15 protein-coding genes are annotated in these 16134 nt (G+C 73.4%); 9 read left to right on the top strand and 6 right to left on the bottom strand.

Annotated elements, in window-relative coordinates:
- Positions 1 to 7: 7 nt before the first annotated feature.
- Both K6U06_RS02360 and K6U06_RS02355 read left to right on the top strand, forming a co-directional pair.
- Positions 8 to 805, top strand: coding sequence for an alpha/beta fold hydrolase (locus K6U06_RS02360; RefSeq protein ID WP_262320280.1), 798 nt, complete (start codon positions 8 to 10; stop codon positions 803 to 805).
- Positions 792 to 2006, top strand: a complete 1215-nt coding sequence (locus tag K6U06_RS02355; protein WP_262320279.1) for a PP2C family protein-serine/threonine phosphatase — start codon at positions 792 to 794, stop codon at positions 2004 to 2006. Before K6U06_RS02360 ends, K6U06_RS02355 begins: the two co-directional genes overlap by 14 nt.
- Here the strand turns inward: K6U06_RS02355 and K6U06_RS02350 are convergent.
- Together K6U06_RS02350 and K6U06_RS02345 are read right to left on the bottom strand one after the other, a co-directional pair.
- Positions 1953 to 2426 carry a cupin domain-containing protein gene (locus K6U06_RS02350; protein WP_262320278.1) on the bottom strand — a complete coding sequence of 158 codons (474 nt, stop codon included), beginning with the start codon at positions 2424 to 2426 and terminating at the stop codon, positions 1953 to 1955. The two genes, K6U06_RS02355 and K6U06_RS02350, sit on opposite strands and share 54 nt — an antisense overlap.
- Complete coding sequence (locus K6U06_RS02345) at positions 2423 to 3181, bottom strand: cysteine hydrolase family protein (RefSeq protein WP_262320277.1); 759 nt, start codon at positions 3179 to 3181, stop codon at positions 2423 to 2425. Before K6U06_RS02345 ends, K6U06_RS02350 begins: the two co-directional genes overlap by 4 nt.
- Before the next feature lie 112 nt (positions 3182 to 3293).
- Here K6U06_RS02345 and K6U06_RS02340 point away from each other — a divergent pair, with 112 nt between their 5' ends.
- From K6U06_RS02340 to K6U06_RS02330, 3 genes are read left to right on the top strand one after another with little or no spacing between them, the layout of a single operon-like run.
- Positions 3294 to 5375 (top strand): 2-oxoglutarate and iron-dependent oxygenase domain-containing protein, encoded by a 2082-nt coding sequence (locus K6U06_RS02340; RefSeq protein WP_262320276.1) that lies wholly within the window; start codon positions 3294 to 3296, stop codon positions 5373 to 5375.
- 58 nt (positions 5376 to 5433) lie between these two features.
- Entirely contained in the window at positions 5434 to 6222 is a 789-nt protein-coding gene (locus K6U06_RS02335) for a creatininase family protein (protein WP_262320275.1), read from the top strand.
- Positions 6223 to 6241: 19 nt separating this feature from the next.
- Positions 6242 to 7603 (top strand): amidohydrolase family protein, encoded by a 1362-nt coding sequence (locus K6U06_RS02330; protein WP_262320274.1) that lies wholly within the window; start codon positions 6242 to 6244, stop codon positions 7601 to 7603.
- A 16-nt stretch (positions 7604 to 7619) separates the two neighbouring features.
- Here K6U06_RS02330 and K6U06_RS02325 read toward each other — a convergent pair whose 3' ends face one another.
- The 4 genes from K6U06_RS02325 to K6U06_RS02310 form a co-directional block, all read right to left on the bottom strand.
- Positions 7620 to 8051 carry a VOC family protein gene (locus K6U06_RS02325; protein WP_262320273.1) on the bottom strand — a complete coding sequence of 144 codons (432 nt, stop codon included), beginning with the start codon at positions 8049 to 8051 and terminating at the stop codon, positions 7620 to 7622.
- Positions 8052 to 8155: 104 nt separating this feature from the next.
- Positions 8156 to 9580, bottom strand: coding sequence for an amidase family protein (locus K6U06_RS02320; protein WP_262320272.1), 1425 nt, complete (start codon positions 9578 to 9580; stop codon positions 8156 to 8158).
- Positions 9577 to 10833 carry an amidase gene (locus K6U06_RS02315; RefSeq protein ID WP_262320271.1) on the bottom strand — a complete coding sequence of 419 codons (1257 nt, stop codon included), beginning with the start codon at positions 10831 to 10833 and terminating at the stop codon, positions 9577 to 9579. The genes K6U06_RS02320 and K6U06_RS02315 overlap by 4 nt, the downstream gene beginning before the upstream one ends.
- Complete coding sequence (locus tag K6U06_RS02310; RefSeq protein WP_262320270.1) at positions 10830 to 11903, bottom strand: acetamidase/formamidase family protein; 1074 nt, start codon at positions 11901 to 11903, stop codon at positions 10830 to 10832. The genes K6U06_RS02315 and K6U06_RS02310 overlap by 4 nt, the downstream gene beginning before the upstream one ends.
- A gap of 128 nt (positions 11904 to 12031) precedes the next feature.
- On the opposite strand from K6U06_RS02310, the gene K6U06_RS02305 reads away from it, so the two are divergent.
- The 4 genes from K6U06_RS02305 to K6U06_RS02290 are packed head-to-tail and all read left to right on the top strand — an operon-like array spanning position 12032 to position 16108.
- Positions 12032 to 13195: an LLM class flavin-dependent oxidoreductase gene (locus K6U06_RS02305; RefSeq protein ID WP_262320269.1), complete on the top strand. Its 1164-nt coding sequence runs from the start codon at positions 12032 to 12034 to the stop codon at positions 13193 to 13195.
- On the top strand, positions 13192 to 14451 hold the full coding sequence (locus K6U06_RS02300; RefSeq protein ID WP_262320268.1) for an amidohydrolase family protein: 1260 nt from the start codon (positions 13192 to 13194) through the stop codon (positions 14449 to 14451). The genes K6U06_RS02305 and K6U06_RS02300 overlap by 4 nt, the downstream gene beginning before the upstream one ends.
- Positions 14448 to 15230, top strand: coding sequence for an ABC transporter ATP-binding protein (locus K6U06_RS02295; RefSeq protein ID WP_410050951.1), 783 nt, complete (start codon positions 14448 to 14450; stop codon positions 15228 to 15230). The genes K6U06_RS02300 and K6U06_RS02295 overlap by 4 nt, the downstream gene beginning before the upstream one ends.
- Complete coding sequence (locus K6U06_RS02290) at positions 15227 to 16108, top strand: ABC transporter permease (protein ID WP_262320266.1); 882 nt, start codon at positions 15227 to 15229, stop codon at positions 16106 to 16108. The genes K6U06_RS02295 and K6U06_RS02290 overlap by 4 nt, the downstream gene beginning before the upstream one ends.
- The last annotated feature ends 26 nt before the right edge of the window (positions 16109 to 16134 follow it).

The following is a 16134-nucleotide window of genomic DNA, read 5'->3' as shown; positions in this document are numbered from 1 at the left end:
CGAGACGGTGGATGTCAAAGCGCGGTTCAATGTGGCGGATTTGGGGCAGGCGGACGCTCAGCCGATGGTCTTCGCCCACGGGTTCGGCTGCGACCAGCACATGTGGCGGCACGTCGCGCCTCGCTTCGAGGACCGGTTCCGGGTGGTTCTCTACGACCACGTCGGGGCGGGCGGCTCGGACCTCGGCGCCTATGACCCGGTCCGCTACGACTCGCTGGCCGGGTACGCCGACGACCTGCTGCTCCTCTGCCGGGAAATGGACCTCCGTGACGTCGTGTTCGTCGGCCATTCGGTGTCGGGAATGATCGGGGTCCTGGCCGCGGTCGCCGAACCGGAACGCTTCGCCAAGCTGGTCCTGGTCGCCCCGTCGCCGCGCTACATAGATGACGGTACCTATGTGGGGGGTTTCAGCAAGGCGGACATCGCCGAGCTGCTCGACTCGCTGGAGAGCAACTACCTGGGATGGTCCAGCGCGATGGCGCCGGTGATCATGGGAAACGGTGAGCGGCCGGAGCTCGGGGACGAGCTCACCGAGAGCTTCTGTCGGACCGATCCCCGGATCGCCCGCCAGTTCGCCCGGGTGACGTTCATGTCCGACAACCGGGCCGACCTGGCCAAGGTGTCGCAGCCGACGCTGGTGTTGCAGTGCCGACAAGACGTCATCGCCCCGGTCGCTGTGGGACAGTACGTGGCCGACGCCATCGCCGGGAGCCGTCTGGTGTTGCTCGACGCCACCGGACACTGCCCCAACCTGAGCGCCCCGGATGCCACCGCGGCTGCGATCGCCGAGTTTGTCAGCGACTAGCCGACCGGCTTCGGGCGACGCGGACTCGAACCATGCGCTGGAGGATTTCCTCGGGGCGTTGGCCGGTGACGACCCCGAGCGGCTCTACGACCGGGCCCCTTGCGGCTATCTGACGACCACCGCCGACGGCCTGATCGCTAAGGTCAACCAGACGTTCCTCACCCTCACCGGCTACCACCGGGGTCATCTGGTCGGGGCCCGCCGGTTCGTCGATCTGCTCACCGCCGGCGGCCGGATCTACCACGAGACGCACTACGCCCCCCTCTTGCAGATGCACGGCAGCGCCCGGGAGATCGCCCTCGACGTGGTGTGTGCCGACGGGAGCCGCCTGCCGGTCCTGGTCAACTCGGTCGTCGAGCTGGACGGCTCTGGTCGGCCGAGCGCGATCCGCACCGCGGTGTTCGACGCCACCCAGCGGCGGGAGTACGAACGCGAGCTGCTGCGGGAACGGCAGCGAGCCGAGGAGTCGGAGGCTCACGCCGTCGCTTTGGCCCGCACCCTCCAGCAGAGCTTCATCCCGCCTGCCCACCCCCGCATCCCCGGTCTCGAGCTGGCCGCCGGTTACCGGCCGGCGGGCAGCGGCGCGGAGATCGGCGGTGACTTCTACGACGCGTTCGAGGTCAGCGCCAACGACTGGTGCCTGGTCATAGGCGACGTGTGCGGCAAGGGCGTGGAGGCCGCGGTGGTCACCTCGCTGGCTCGCTACACCGTCCGGGCGGCCGCCGTCCGCCAGTCCCTGCCGTCGGGGGCGCTGGCCACGCTCAACGAGGTGCTCCTCCACCACGGCAGCGACCGGTTTTGCACCGTCACGGTCTTGCGTCTCCGCCTCCAGGACCGGCGGTGGACGGCGACGGTCAGCTGCGGCGGCCACCCGCTCCCTTTGTTGATCCGCCGGTCGGAGCCTCCGGTCGGGTTCGGTCGGCCGGGTTCGCTCGTCGGTCTGGTCGACGAGCCGGAGTTCTCCGACACCACCATCGAGCTGCGCCCGGGTGACGTCGTGGTCGTCTACACCGACGGCGTGACCGAGGCCCGCAGCCCTGAGGGCGAGTTCTACGACGACGAGCGGCTGGTCGCGTGGCTGGCCGAGCATCCCGGTTCGGCGGACGCCGTGGCCGAGGGGATCTTGCGCGAGGTGGTCGAGTTCCAGTCAGGACGACCTCGAGACGACATCGCCGTGGTTGCCGTCGCGGTCCCCGGGTGACCGGCGCAGCACGGCTAGGTCCTCCGCGTCGAGGGGCGCCTCCGGCCCGGCGGTGATCATCGCCGCGAACCCGGCGTCGGGGATCATGGTGGTGATGGCGTAGAGCCGACCCGGGCCGGTGTTGAGGATCCGATGGGTGGTGCCCGCCGGCAGGACCAGCAGCTGCCCGGCGCCGACCGCGGCCTCTTGGCCGTCGCTTTGGGCGAGGCCGTCCCCGGCGAGGAACAAGAACGTTTCCACCGACGCCGAATGGGAGTTGGGCGGCTGGGCCCCGCCGGGCTCCCAGATCTCGAATATCACCGAGTGGTCAAGACCGTCGGCGGGACCGGCGAGCACGGCCAGCTTGACGGTGTCGCCAGGGCTGATGTGGTGGGCGGTCAGCGGGGCCGACGGCGCGAGCGTGTAGGGCGGTCGGCTCACCCGGCCGCTTTCCCCAACTCGGCGGCTGTCGTGGTGAAACCGAAGCACTGCCGGACGTTGTAGACCGTCGCGTCCCAGCAGAAGCCCGGCGACGTGGTCGCGCAGCAGTCGGTCACCATCACGCAGTCGTAGCCGGCGCACGCCGCGTCGGCGAGGGTCGCCAGCACGCACTGATCGGCGTTGACGCCGGCGAACAGCAGGGTGGTCAGGTCCAGGTTTCGGAGTATGGAGTCGAGCGGCGTGTCCCAAAACCCGCTCATCCGGTACTTGTCCACGGTGATGTCGCCGGGGTCGGGGGTCAGCTCGTCGACGACCGCGGCGTTCCAGCTGCCGGCCTGCAGCACCGGGCCGGCCCCGGCCAGCTCGGCGCCGATGCCGGTGGAGGCCCCGTCGGGGTCGTAGACGTGGAGCACGTTGGGCGCCAGGTTGGCCCGGTCCGGCCGGTTGCCCCAGTCCACCCAGACGACCGGCATCCCCGCGGCCCGCAGCCGCGGCAGGAGGTCCAGGAGCGGTCCGATCGGTGCCCTGGCCGGGGTGACGTCCACGCCGATGGACGCCAGCCACCCGTCGGGATGGCAGAAGTCGTTTTGCATGTCGACCACCAAGATCCCGGTGCGGTCGGGGTCCAGCGTCAGGGGTTGGGGGGCCGCGTCGAGGTCCCAGCCCGGCGCGCCGGCGCGCCGGGCCCGGCGCAGATCGATGCGCCCGTCGGTGGCCCGCCACGCGTTGCGGGGGCTGGCGCCGATTAGGGGCACGCCGGGGAGTGTAGGGACGGGCCGGGGCGGCGAGTGTTACAGCCGCGAGAAACCCCGGGGGTCGGGGCGGTGCGGAAACCGCGGCGTAACACCGGCGGTGGAGCATGGGCTAATGAGCGTTGGCATCGAGGCTGCCGTCGGTGTGATGGATCTCTCGCAGGAGGTGTGGCGCCGGTTTTGGTACCCGGTGTGCTTCGCCGAGGACCTGCCCGGCGGCCCGCTGGCGCGTACCGTCCTCGGCGAGCGGCTGGTCCTCTGGGACGCAGGACGCGGCGAGGTCGGCGCGGCCCGGGACCGCTGCCCGCACCGCGACGCCCCGCTGTCGCAGGGCTGGACCTGCGACGGGCGCATCGTGTGCCCGTATCACGGCTGGCAGTTCGACGCGGCCGGGCCTGCCGCGCGGGTCCCCCAAACGCCGGGGCTGACCGCCTTCCCGCCCCGCTTCGCCGTCGACGCGGTGGCGGCGGAGGTCCGCTACGGCGTGGTGTGGGTGTGCCTGTCGGACTTCCCCGCTGCGGGCGTCCCCGACATCACCCACGCCGGGGAGGAAGGGTGGCGGGTCATCCGCCAGTTCGACGAGGAGTGGGCCAGCGCCCCGGCCCGGCTGATGGAGAACAGCTTCGACCCGGCCCACACGGTGTTCGTGCACCGGGCCACGTTCGGCGACACCTCGCGCCCGGACGTGGCGGTCCCCGACGTGGCCCGCACCGCCTACGGGATGGTGATCAGCTCCGACGTGTCGGTGGCCAACCCGGACTTCGCGCAGGCGGTCACCGGCGAGGCGGGGGCCCGCACGGTGCGCTCCACGGTGACCGAGTGGCACGCCCCGTTCCTGCGGGTACTGCGCTCCACCTACCCCAACGGGAAGGTCCATGAGATCGTCACCGCGGCGACGCCGGTCGGGCCGGGCCGGTTGCGGCTGGTGCAGTGGGCGGTGCGAAACGACACCGAGGACGAGGCGCCGGCGGCGGAGGTGGTGGCCTTCGACCGGCGGATCACCTGGGAGGACAAGGCGCTCCTGGAGGGCATCGAGGTGCCCTACTCCTTCGCGCTGGGCGCCAACGTGCACATCAAGGTGGACCGCCCGACGGTGGAGATGCGCCGCATCTACGCGGAGATCGCGGCCGGCACGTGGGCCGGGCTGGGCGGCGCTTCCAGCCCGGTCGCGGCGCCGATCCCGGTCGCGGCGCCGATCCCGGTGGAGGCGTCGATCCCGGTGGTGGACCTGGCGCTCCTCGACGCCGGGCCGGCCGGGCGGGCGGAGCTGGTCGCCGAGGTCGCCGCTGCCTGCGAGGAGACCGGCTTTTTGGTCGTCGAAGGCCACGGCGTGGACGCCGAGGTGATCGCCAGGATGTACGCGGCGAGCGCGAAGTTCTTCGCGCTGCCACTGGAAGAGAAGCAGCGCTGCACGCCCGAGGGCTGGGACCGCTTCTGCGGCTTCGCCAGCATCGACCGGGGCCGCGACGACGGCGTCGGCGGCGGCGCCCACCCCGACCTGCGGGAGATGTACCACGCCAACCGCCACGACGACCTGGCCGCGGCGCTGGCCGCCGGGCTGCCGATGGACGTCGCGACCGCGCAGGCCCCCAACCTGTGGCCGGACCGTCCGGCGGGGTTCGAGGCCGCCTGGCGGGACTACTACGCGGCGATGGAGGCCCTGGCGCTGCGCCTGCTGGACGTCCTCGCGCTGGCCCTCGACCTGCCGACGGGGTCGCTGCACCATCTCGTCGACGGGCACCTGTCCAACCTGGCGGCCAACTGGTACCCGCCGCAGGCCGAGCCGCCCGCCCCGGGGCAGGTGCGCGCCAGCCGCCACGTCGACTTCTCGCTGCTCACCATCCTCTACCAAGACGCCGCGCCGGGCGGCCTCGAGGTCCGCTCCCGCCGGGACGGGTGGCTGCCGGTCCCGCACCGGCCCGGGACCTTCGTGGTCAACCTGGGTGACCTGACCAACCGGCTGACCAACGACCGGTGGGTGGCCACCCCGCACCGGGTGGTGAACCCGCAGGGCGCCGACGCCAGCCAGGGTCGGATCTCGATCCCGTACTTCGTGATGCCGGCGTGGGACGCGGTGATCGAGTGCGTCGCATCCTGCGCGCCCGCCGACGGGTCCCCGCCCCGCTACCCGCCGGTGGTCGCCGGGCCTCACGCCGAGCAGCGCCGCGCCGGGAAGCGAGCCGCGACCGCGGTGTAACCCGGCGTTCAAGGTGACGAGACGGTCAGGCAACACCCGGCCCTTAGCGTCCCCCGACGTGCCGATCCGCCGTTTCACCGATCTGTGTGGGCCCGACGCCGGCAGCGCCGGCGCGGGGATGGTCGCCGTCCAGCCCATCGGGGCGGTGGAGCACCACGGCCCGCACCTGCCCCTCGCCACCGACGCGATCATCGCCGAGGCGGTGAGCGAAGCGGTCATCGACGAGGCCCGCGGTGTGCCGCTACAGCTCCTCCCCACCCTCTCCTACGCCCTGTCCTCCGAGCATCTGTGGGCGCCGGGGACCGTTACTCTGCGGGCCGAGACGCTCCTCGCCGTCCTCGACGACGTCGGGGCGTCGCTGGCCCGGGCCGGGGTCCCGAGGCTGGTGTTCGTCAACGGGCACGGCGGCAACTCGGCGCTGCTGCGGGTGGCGTGCCGGGAGATCCGGGTCCGCCACGGGCTGATGACGTTCCTGGTCCACCCGTCGATGCCCGTCGATCAGGGCGGCACCGGCCGCCACGACGCCGAGGGCGGCTTCGCCATCCACGGCGCCGCCGGCGAGACGTCGATGGTCATGCACCTGCGGCCCGACCTGGTCGACTTGGGGCGCGCCGAGCGGTCGATCCCCGACTGGCTGGGCGGCTACGACCACATCGGCTTCGGCGGGGAGGTGTCTTTCGGATGGAGCTCCAACGACATCGCGCCGAGCGGTGTCATCGGCGACCCGACGCTGGCCACCGCCGAGCTCGGAAAGCAGCTGTTCGAGGGCGCGGTGGGACGACTGGCGCCGATCATGGAGGAGATCAGCCGCTTCTCCTTCCCCGGAGCCCGACCTGCCCCGCGCTGACAGTGCCGGCGGCGGGACCGTGCTGACCGTCACCGGCGCCCGGATCTTGACCATGGCGGCGGGCCGCCCGGCGCCGTTCGACGGTTGGCTGTCGGTCGACGGGTCCGGGCGGATCAGCGCCGTCGGGCCCGGCGCGCCGCCGCCGGGAGCCGCCGCGGACGGGGCGGTCCTCGACGTCGGCGGTTCGTTCGTGGCCCCCGGGTTCGTGTCGTCGCACAGCCACCTGTTCACCAGCGGGTCGCGGGGGCTCGGCATGGACCAGACCCTCTACGGGTGGGTCGAGGCGATGACCGCCCACACCCGCCACGCCACCCCCGACGACCTGTACTGGCTGACCGTGCACGGCGCCCTCGACTTCCTCGGCAACGGGATCACCACCGCCTACGACTTCACCTCCGGCCGGCTCGACTTCAACGCGGCGACCGCCGGCGCCGGCGGCTACGGCGGCAGCCTCAAGCCCGTCGAGCACCTCGGCGCGCAGATAACCGCCAAGGTCGACGCCGGCATCCGCTTCGTCAACAGCGTGATGCTCGACGAGGCGGTCGGCACCCGAGCCGAGGTCCTGGACCGCCTGGAGGAGGTCCTGTCGTTGGGGGCCAAGCACCGGGAGGCCCCCGGGTACCTGGGGGACGCGATATCCGGCGCGGTGCAGTGGGCCGCCGGGCCGCAAGCGGCGAGCATCGAGGTCGAGGCGATGCGCCGGTTCGGTCTGCGCAACCAGCCGCACTTCCTCGAGACCCGCGAGCAGCTCGACCTGCAACGCTCGAAGTTCGCGTGGTACCGCGACGCCGGGGCGTTCGGTCCCGACCTGATCTTCGGCCATTTCGTGCAGGCCACCCCGGCGATGATCGACGAGGCCGCGGCGGCGGGGTGCGCGATGAGCTGGCAGCCGGCGTCCAACGGGCGCCTGGCGTCGGGGGTGGCCGACATCCCCGCCATCCGGGCCGCCGGGATGCGCGTCGGGGTCGGCCTCGACGACCAGGCATGCACCGACTGCTCCGACCCGTGGATGAACATGCGCATGGGCGTCTACCTGCTGCGCGCCGCCACCCACGACCCCGCGGCGATGCCAGTGGCCGACATGCTCGAGCTGCACACTCGCGGCTCGGCCGAGGCGCTCGGCGTCGACGCCGACGTCGGCAGCCTGGAGGTCGGCAAGTACGCCGACTTCTTGGTCGTGGACCCCCGCGCCCCCGACACCGGCCCGGTGTGGGACGACTACGGCAGCTACGTCCTGGCCTGCGGGCTGCGCAATTTGAAGGCGGTCTACGTCGGCGGCCGGCGCGTCGCCGACGGGACCGGATCGAGCGGCCCGCTGCAGGCGGACGCGACCCGTGAGGTCCACGCCCGCCTGCGCGCCATCGCCGCCCGGGGCGGCTGACCGGCAGGCGTTCGGTTCACGTCGATGGGGTGTGGTTGACCATCCAGCGGATGCCGTAGCGGTCCAAGATCACGCCCCAGTACGAACCCCACGGCATATCGGCCATCGGGGAACCCTCGGAGCCTCCCTCCGCCAGCATGCCGTAGACGTGATCGGCCTCGTCCCTGCTGTCGACGTCCACGCAGAGGGTCGTGTTGTTGCCGATCCGGGTCTGCTGGCCCATCGACGAGAGCATGTCGGTGGCCATGAGGAGGTGGCCGCCGGCTATCGGCAGCTCGGCGTGCATCACCTCGTCCCGGTCCCCTTCGGGGATCTCGCCGGGCCCGCCGGGGGGCATCTCAGAGAACCGGCTGATCATGGTGGGCTCGGTGCCGAACACCTTCGCGTAGAACGCGAAGGCCTCCTCGGCCTGCCCGTCGAAGTTGAGGTAGGTGCTGACGCGCGCCATGAGACGGCCTCCTTGGTCGAGGACGCTTCGGCGTCCGGGTCAATCGTCTGCCAGCTACGACGCTGCGTCCAGCGCGAGTTCATCGGCCGGGGTCCCCCGCGGGCTCAAAGCGACGCGAACCATCCCGGCGGCGGGACGTAACCGCCGATCACCGCGTCTACCGCGGCGGCCACCGCGAGCAGCTCGGCGTCGCGCCGCCACCGGCCTATGAGCTGCAGGCCGACCGGCAGCCCTGACTCGCCGCCCAGGCCGGCCGGGAAGGTCACCGACGGCATGTGCCCGACCGACGCCAGCACGCTCCAGGCGGCCAGGTCGTCGAAGGGTCGCTCCTCCCCGTCGATGATCACCGTCCGACCCGTCCGAGGCGACGGGTCATGCGGCCGGGCCGCGACCGCGACCGCCGGGCAGAGCAGGGCGTCCCACCCTTGCATCGCGGCGTCCCACCGGGCGCTCAGCTGCAGCCTGGCCTCGGCGTCGTCGAGGTGATCACGGACGGTTTGGCGCAGCGCCCCGCCGGCGGTGTCCCACTGCTCGGCGGTGAGGCCGTGGGTGATCTCGGCGTGGATCAGCCGCCAGCCCAGCTCCAGCGCCCCGGCGTCGAGCGGCGGCGTCACCGCGGCGACAGTCGCTCCCGCCGCGCTCAACGCGCCGGCCGCGGCGTCCAAGACCGCGGCGGTCTCGGCACCGACGGGGGCCCCGGGATGCTCCGCCCACACCCCGACGCGAAGCGCCCCTGCCGGGGGAGCCGGCGGCGTCGCGGTGCGGGCGGTGAGCGGCTTCGCGTTGGGGGCGGTGAGCGCGGCGAGGACCAGCCGGAGGTCGGCGACGCTGCGGGCCAGCGGCCCCACCACCGAGGTCGGCGGCTCGAGCAGCCCGTCTAGGGGCCACGGCAGGTGCCCCCGCTTGGACACCAGCCCGTTGCTCGGCCGCAGCCCGTACACGCCGCACCACGACGCCGGCACCCGGATCGACCCCGACAGGTCGCTGCCCAGGTCGGCGGCGACCAGCCCGGCGGCCACCGCCGCCGCGGACCCGCCGCTCGACCCGCCCGGGCTGCGCTGCGGGTCCCACGGGTTGCGGGTCGTGCCGTACACCGGGTTGTCGGTCTGCAAGTCGGCGAGCTGGCGGGGGAGGTTGGTGACGCCGAGGATCACCGCTCCCGCGGCCCGCAACGCCGCCACCGCGGGGGCGTCGCGCGATGCCACCATCCCCGCCCGTTCCGGCATCCCTGCGGTGGCGGGCATCCCGGCGACCGCGAACGCCTCCTTGACCGTCATCGGGACGCCGGCCAGCGGGCCCGGGTCGACGCCGGCGGCCACCGCCTCGTCGACCGCGGCGGCGGCCGCCAACGCGGCGTCCCGGTCCGAGGCGACCACCGCGTTGAGCGACGCGCCAGGGCCGCCGATGCGCTCCAGGTGGGCTTCGGCGACGGTGGCCGCCGGCACCTTCCCGGCCCGGACCGCGGCGGCGATGTCGGCCGCGGTCGCGCCGAGCATGCCCGGGGCCGCTTCGGCGGCGGCCCGGCTCACTGGCCCGCCTGCGGCGGGCGCGCCGCCGTCCCCGCGGCGCGGGCGGCGGCCAGCAGCCGTTCGTCGTCGCCGCGCCCTGCGAGCAGGCACACCCCGAGCGGCAGGCCCCCGACGGCCGCGAGGGGCAGGCTGACCGCGGGCAGGCCGCCCAGACCGGCGACGCAGGTGAGGCGCAGGGTCCGCAGCCGAAGGTCGTCTTTGGCCGGCCCTTCCAAGTCGACCGGCGGCGCCACCGTCGCGGCCGACGGCAGGACCAGCGCCCCGCCGGCTGGCACCAGCCCGGCCAGCGCGGCGCGGACCTCCTCGCCGGCCGCCCCGGCCGGCTCCCACGCGGCGGGGTCGGTGGCGGACGCCTCCGCGAACCGGGCGGCGATCCCCGGACCGAGCAGGGGGCGGCGCCGCTCGATCCACCCGCCGTGCGATCGCCACGCCTCGACGAACTGCCGGCCCCGGAACGCGCCGAGCCAAGCCCCGAGCCGCCCGGCGCTCAGCTCGCCGCGGCGCAGCTCGACGCCGAGCGAGGCGGCCAGCCGGCGGGCGGCGTCGGCCACCGCCGCCGCCGCGGCAGGGTCGGCCTCGGCGAGGAGGTCGTCGGCGACGACGAGCACGTCGGGGACCGCCGCGGCGGCCCCCTGGAGCAGGGCCAGGCCGGCCGTTTCCAGCATCGAGCCGGTGGCGGCGAGGACGCCGACGGTGCCGAACGACGGGGCGAACTCGACCACCCCCGCCAGCGGCACCCGGCCGTGAGTGGGCCGCAACCCCCAGACGCCGCAGTACGACGCCGGCACCCGGATGGACCCGCCGGTGTCGGTGGCGAGCGCGGCGGGCACCAGGCCGCCGGCGACCGCGGACGCCGACCCGCTCGACGAGCCGCCGGGCACCCGGCCGGGCGCCGCCGGGTTGGCGGGGGTGCCGTAGTGGATGTTGGTGCCCGACAGGCTGAAGGCCAGCTCGTCGGTGTGGGACTTCCCGACCACCGACGCCCCGGCCTCGACCAGGCGGGTCACGGCCGGGGCGTGGGCCTTCGGGACCGGCGCGTCGGCGAGCCACTGCGGGTTCCCGGCGCCGGTGGCCACGCCCGCCACGTCGATGAGGTCTTTGACCACGATGCCGGTCCCGGCGAGCGGGCCCTCCGGCGCCCCCGGCGCCAGCAGCCGCGGCCCGACCCGCAACGCCCGCAGCCGCTCGGCCAGTCCTGCCGCGGCCCGGACCTGCTCGTCGAGGTTCGCGCGGGCGTGCTCGTCGAGGTTCACCCGACCGCCTCCAGCCACGCCTTGGGGACCGAGAAGTGGACCCCCTTGACGCCGTCGACGACCTGCGACACCGAAAGGTCCCCGGCCGCGCTCAGCCAGGCGTAGGCGGTGGCCCGGTCGACGCCGGTGCGCTCCACGACCAGGGCCACCGCCGCCCGGGTGGCTATGCGCACCGCCTCGTCGAGGTCCTCGTGCAACCCGAGCAGCAGCCACGCGTCGTCGGTCTCGCCGTAGGGCAGGTCCCAAGACGGGGAGGCCGCCTTGCGCAAAGCGACGCGCACCACCGCCCGCAGCGACCCTTCCAGCGCGGTGAGGGCCACCTCCCCGTCGCCTTGAGCGAAGTGGGGGTCGCCCATCTGCAGCAGGGCCCCTTCTGCCCGCACCGGAAGGTGCAGCCGGCTGCCCGTGCCGAGCGGGCGCACGTCGAGGTTGCCGCCGTGGGGGCCGGGCGGCGTCGAGTGGGCCGGGCCGGTGGCGGGGGCCACCGCGACCAGGCCCATGAACGGGCGCAGCGGCAGGGCCAGGCCCGGTCCCGACGGGGCCCGCACCACCGCAGACCCCCCGCCGGGAGCCACCGCCGCGAACCGGGTGACCAGCGGGACCGGGGCGCCGCTGTCGGGATCGGCCTCGGGCATCTCGCCGGGAAGCGCGCCTTTGGCGTGGCGGTTGGAGATCACGCCGTAAGAGACCCGCAGGCGCAGGTCGAGGACCTCCACGGTGACGACGTCGCCGGGTTCGGCCCCCTCGACCCACACCGGCCCGGTGACCACGTGCGGCCCGTCGCGGCGCTGGTCGTGGGGAATGCCGGAGGCCGCGATGGCTGCCGCGTCGGCGAGGACCATGTCGGCCCCCACCCCGAAACCCCCGAAGAACTCGACTGGATCGCGGCCTTGATCACCGAGCAGCCCTTCGTGGCTGACCGTGTCGATTGTAAGGATCTCGTCAGGTTGGACCTTGGCGATAGGCGCGGCATCCGGTCCCGCCACCCATCCCCACGACACGGTGTCGACACCGGCGGGGACGTAGATCCCCGGCCGGTCCCCTTGTCCCGACTGCAGCAACGCGCCCATCACTGCATGCTGCCCCGCCCCGAGGCCGGTCACGTTGCCGGAACATGAACTCTGCGGAGCTCGGCCTTTACCTGATGGCAACACGTGGTGCGCTGTTTGGAAACGTTACGTCGTGAGCATCAAAGGCCGTGCGGATCGACCTTCACTTCTACGGCATGGTGCCGATGTCCGACGCCGGCGCCGGGGCGCCAGCCCCGACCGACCGCCGGGCCACCAACGACGCCGTGGCCGCCGGCTACGCCAACTTGTGCCACTGGGCGGCGACCGCCGACCCGCTCGGCTACGACACCATGTGGCTCACCGAGCACCACTTCCAGTACGAGGGCTACGAGGTCACCCCCAACCTCATCCTCTTCGGGGTGCACCTGGCCGGGCTGACCGAGCGGCTGCGCTTCGGGCAGCTGTTCAACGTCGTCCCGCAGTGGCACCCGCTGCGCCTGGCCGAGGACTTCGCGATGGCCGACATCCTCACCGGCGGCCGGCTGGTGTTCGGCGTGGGCCGCGGCACCGTGCCCCGCGAGGCGCAAACCCTGGGCGCGGTGGTCGCCAGCGGCGACAACGCGATGAGCCGGGAAGCCGACCGGGTCAACCGGGAAATGTTCGAGGAGGCCATGGAGGTCATCCGGGCGGCGTGGTCCGAGGAGGAGTTCAACTTCACCGGCAAGCACTACACCTTCCCGCCGCCGGGCATCCCGGACCGGGGGGCCACCGTCACCCACCTAACCTTGGTGCCCCGACCGGTCCACGGCCCCATCGAGATCTTCCAGGCGGTCAGCTCCCCCGCCACGCTGACCTACGTGGCGTCCCAGGGCATCACCGGCGTGTTCGCGATGGCCCCCTACGGCTTCGTCAAGGCCAACTGGGACCGCTTCGCCGACGCCGCCGCCGACGCCGGCCGGGTGCTGGCGCCCGGCGAGGGGCGCTGCTTCCAGATCCCGGTCCACGCGGCGCGCACCACCGCCGAGGCCGCCCGCGCCGGGCGTCCCGGCCACGACGAGTTCGTCAAGTTCCTGGCCCCATACGGCCGGTTCAAGACCATCGTCGAGGGCTCCGCGTTCGACTACCGCCCGACGATGGAGGAGACCGTCGGCGCCGGGGCGATGGCCATCGGCTCGGTCGAGCAGGTGGCCGACACCCTGGGCCGGTGGGCGGAGCTTTTGGACCTGCGCCACCTGATCCTGTTCCCGGACCTGCCCGGCCTGTCCAGGGAGGCGCTCGACGACCAGCTCCACCTGCTGGCCGAGGACGTCTTGCCCCGCATCGGCGTGCGATTGGACGCCGTCACCCCATGAGCGGCGCCGGCCGCCGCCTGCTGCTCAGCGGCGGAGTGCTGCCTGACGGGACGGCAGCGGACATCGCCGTCGACCCTGACGCGGGCACCATCGTCGAGGTCGCCCCCGCCCTCGACCCCGAAGCAGGCGACATCGTCGAGGACTGCAGCGGCATGGTCGTCGTGCCGGCCCCCGCCGAACCGCACGCCCACCTCGACAAGGCGCTGTCGGCGATGGCCGCGGCCAACCCGGCCGGTGACCTGGCCGGGGCCATCGCCGCGTGGCACGCCCACTGGCCGGAGCTGACCCACGCCGACTTGGTGGCGCGGGCCACGACCGCGGTCGAGGCGATGGTCGCCAACGGGACCACCGCCATCCGGACCCACGTCGACGTCGGCGCCGGCCTCGGGCTGAGAGCCCTCGACGCGCTGGTCGAGGTGCGCGCCGGGTGCCGTCCGCTGGTCGACCTGCAGATCGTGGCGTTGGTCGCCACCCCCCTCACCGGCAGCGGCGGCGCGGCCAACCGGCGGCTGCTTGGCGCCGCGCTCGACGCCGGCGCCGACGTGGTCGGCGGCTGCCCGTACCGGGACCCCGACCCGGCCGCGGCCACCGCCTTGGTGCTCGACGTCGCGGCCGGCGCCGGCCTCCCCGTCGACCTTCACACCGACGAGACCCTCGACCCGGCGGTGCTGACCGTGCGGGACCTGGCCCGCCAGGTCGGCGAGCGGGGCCCGGGGGCGGGCGTGACCGCCAGCCACTGCGTCAGCCTGGCCGTGCAGCCGCCCGCGGTGCAGGAGGAAGTGGCCGCCCTCCTCGCCGCGTCCGGCGTCGCGGTGGTGGCCCTCCCGCAGACCAACCTGTACCTGCAGGCCCGGGGGGTGACCACCGCGCCGCCTCGGGGTCTGACCGCGGTGGGCGCGCTTCGCGCTGCGGGGGTCACGGTGGCTGCCGGCGCCGACAACGCCAGAGACCCGTTTTGCGCGGTGGGCCGCCTCGACGCGACCGAGACCGCGGCCCTCATGGTCATGGCCGCCCACCTGACACCGGGCCAGGCGTGGCACGCCTGCTCGGCGGCGGCCCGGGCCGCGATGGGCCTGCCCGCCGGCGGGCTGGCGCCGGGAGCCCCCGCCGAGCTGCTGGCCCTCGCCGGCGGCGACCTCGCCGACGCGGTCGCCGGCGGGACCGCCAACCGCATCACCGTCCACCGGGGCCACGTCGTGGCCCGCACCACCACCACCCGGACCCTCTGCGGGGTCCCGGAACCACTGGAGGTATGACGCCCATGGCGCTCGTCCAAGAGGCCACCCGCCGGCCTGTCACCGCGTCCGCCGGTGTCAGCTTCGAGGGGGTCAGCAAGAAGTTCCCCGACGGGACCGTCGCGCTCAACCCGGTCACCTTCGAGGTGGAGTCCGGCGAGTTCGTCGCCGTGGTCGGCCCGTCGGGATGCGGCAAGTCCACCCTGCTGCGGCTGGCGTCGGGTCTGACCAAGGCGTCGACCGGCTCCATCGACGTCGCCCCCGGCAAGCTCGGCTACGTCTTCCAAGACGCCACGTTGCTGCCGTGGCGGACGGTGAGGCGCAACGTCGAGCTGCTCGCCGAGCTGCGCGGGGTGCCCAAGGCCGAGGCGCGCGCCGCGGCCAGCGCGGCGATCGCCACCGTCGGGCTGAACGGGTTCGAGGACAAGTACCCCCGGGCCCTGTCCGGCGGCATGAAGATGCGGGCGTCCCTGGCCCGGGCCCTGACCACCGCCCCGGAGGTGTTCCTCTTCGACGAGCCCTTCGGCGCGCTCGACGAGATCACCCGCGAACGGCTCAACGACGAGCTGCTGCGGCTGTTCGCGGACCGGCGGTTCGCGGCGTTGTTCATCACCCACTCCGTCGCCGAGGCGGTGTTCCTCTCCACCCGGGTGCTGGTCATGTCCGGGCGGCCGGGGCGCATCGTCGCGGACATCGACGTCCCCTTCGGCTACCCGAGGGCGTCGGAGCTGCGCTACGACCCGGCGTTCGCCCGCATCGCCGGCGAGGTCGGCGCCGCCCTCCGGGAGGCCCACTCGTGACCTCCGTGGTGCTCCCCGGCGCCGGGCCGGACCTCCCCGACGGGCCCGGCGTCGCGGTGGCTCCCGGCGACGCCCCGGAGAAACGCCCGTCCCTGCTCGGCGTCGTCGTCCCGCCGCTTTTGCTCTCCGCGGCGGTGGTCGGGGTCTGGTACCTGTTCAGTTACGTCATCTTGAAGCCGAGCCGGCGGTTCCTTCTCCCGCCGCCGCAGACGGTCATCCACACCAGCTTCCTCGAGTGGAACAACCTCCACCCGTTGCTGCAGTCGCTGGCGCTGACCGCGAAGGCGGCCGGTCTGGGCCTGGCCATCTCGATCCTGCTCGGGTTCGCGATCGCCGTCGCCATGAGCCAGGCCAAGGCCATCGAACGGTCGGTGTTCCCGTGGGCGGTGGTCGTTCAGACGGTCCCGATCCTGGCCCTGGTCCCGATCATCGGGTTCATGTTCGGCTACAACTTCCGCAGCCGGGTGCTGGTGTGCGTGATCATCGCCATCTTCCCGATCATCACCAACACCCTCTTCGGGTTGCAAAGCGTCGAGGAGGGACCCCACGACCTGTTCACTCTCCAGGGCGTCAGCCGGTGGACCCGCCTGTGGAAGCTGCAGTTCCCGGCCGCGCTCCCCAACGTGTTCACCGGGCTGCGGATCTCCGCTGGCCTGTCGGTCATCGGGGCCATCGTCGGCGACTTCTTCTTCACCCAGGGCCAGCCGGGTCTCGGGATCTTGATCAACACCTACCTCAACCGGCTGGAGACCCCGCAGATGTACGGCGACGTGATCCTGTCGTCCCTGCTCGGGATCTTCGCGTTCTTGATGGTCGGCGCGGTCTCCAAGCGGGTCATCGGCGCCTGGTACGACTCCGCCCGCGGCCGGGCCGCCTGAACCCACACCCGCCCCTCCCCCACCCC

The organism is Acidiferrimicrobium sp. IK, from assembly GCF_025499425.1.
In the GTDB taxonomy this organism is placed as follows: domain Bacteria; phylum Actinomycetota; class Acidimicrobiia; order Acidimicrobiales; family Palsa-688; genus Acidiferrimicrobium.
Note: the sequence above shows the minus strand (reverse complement) of the source record. Positions and strands in the feature narration are given on the sequence as shown.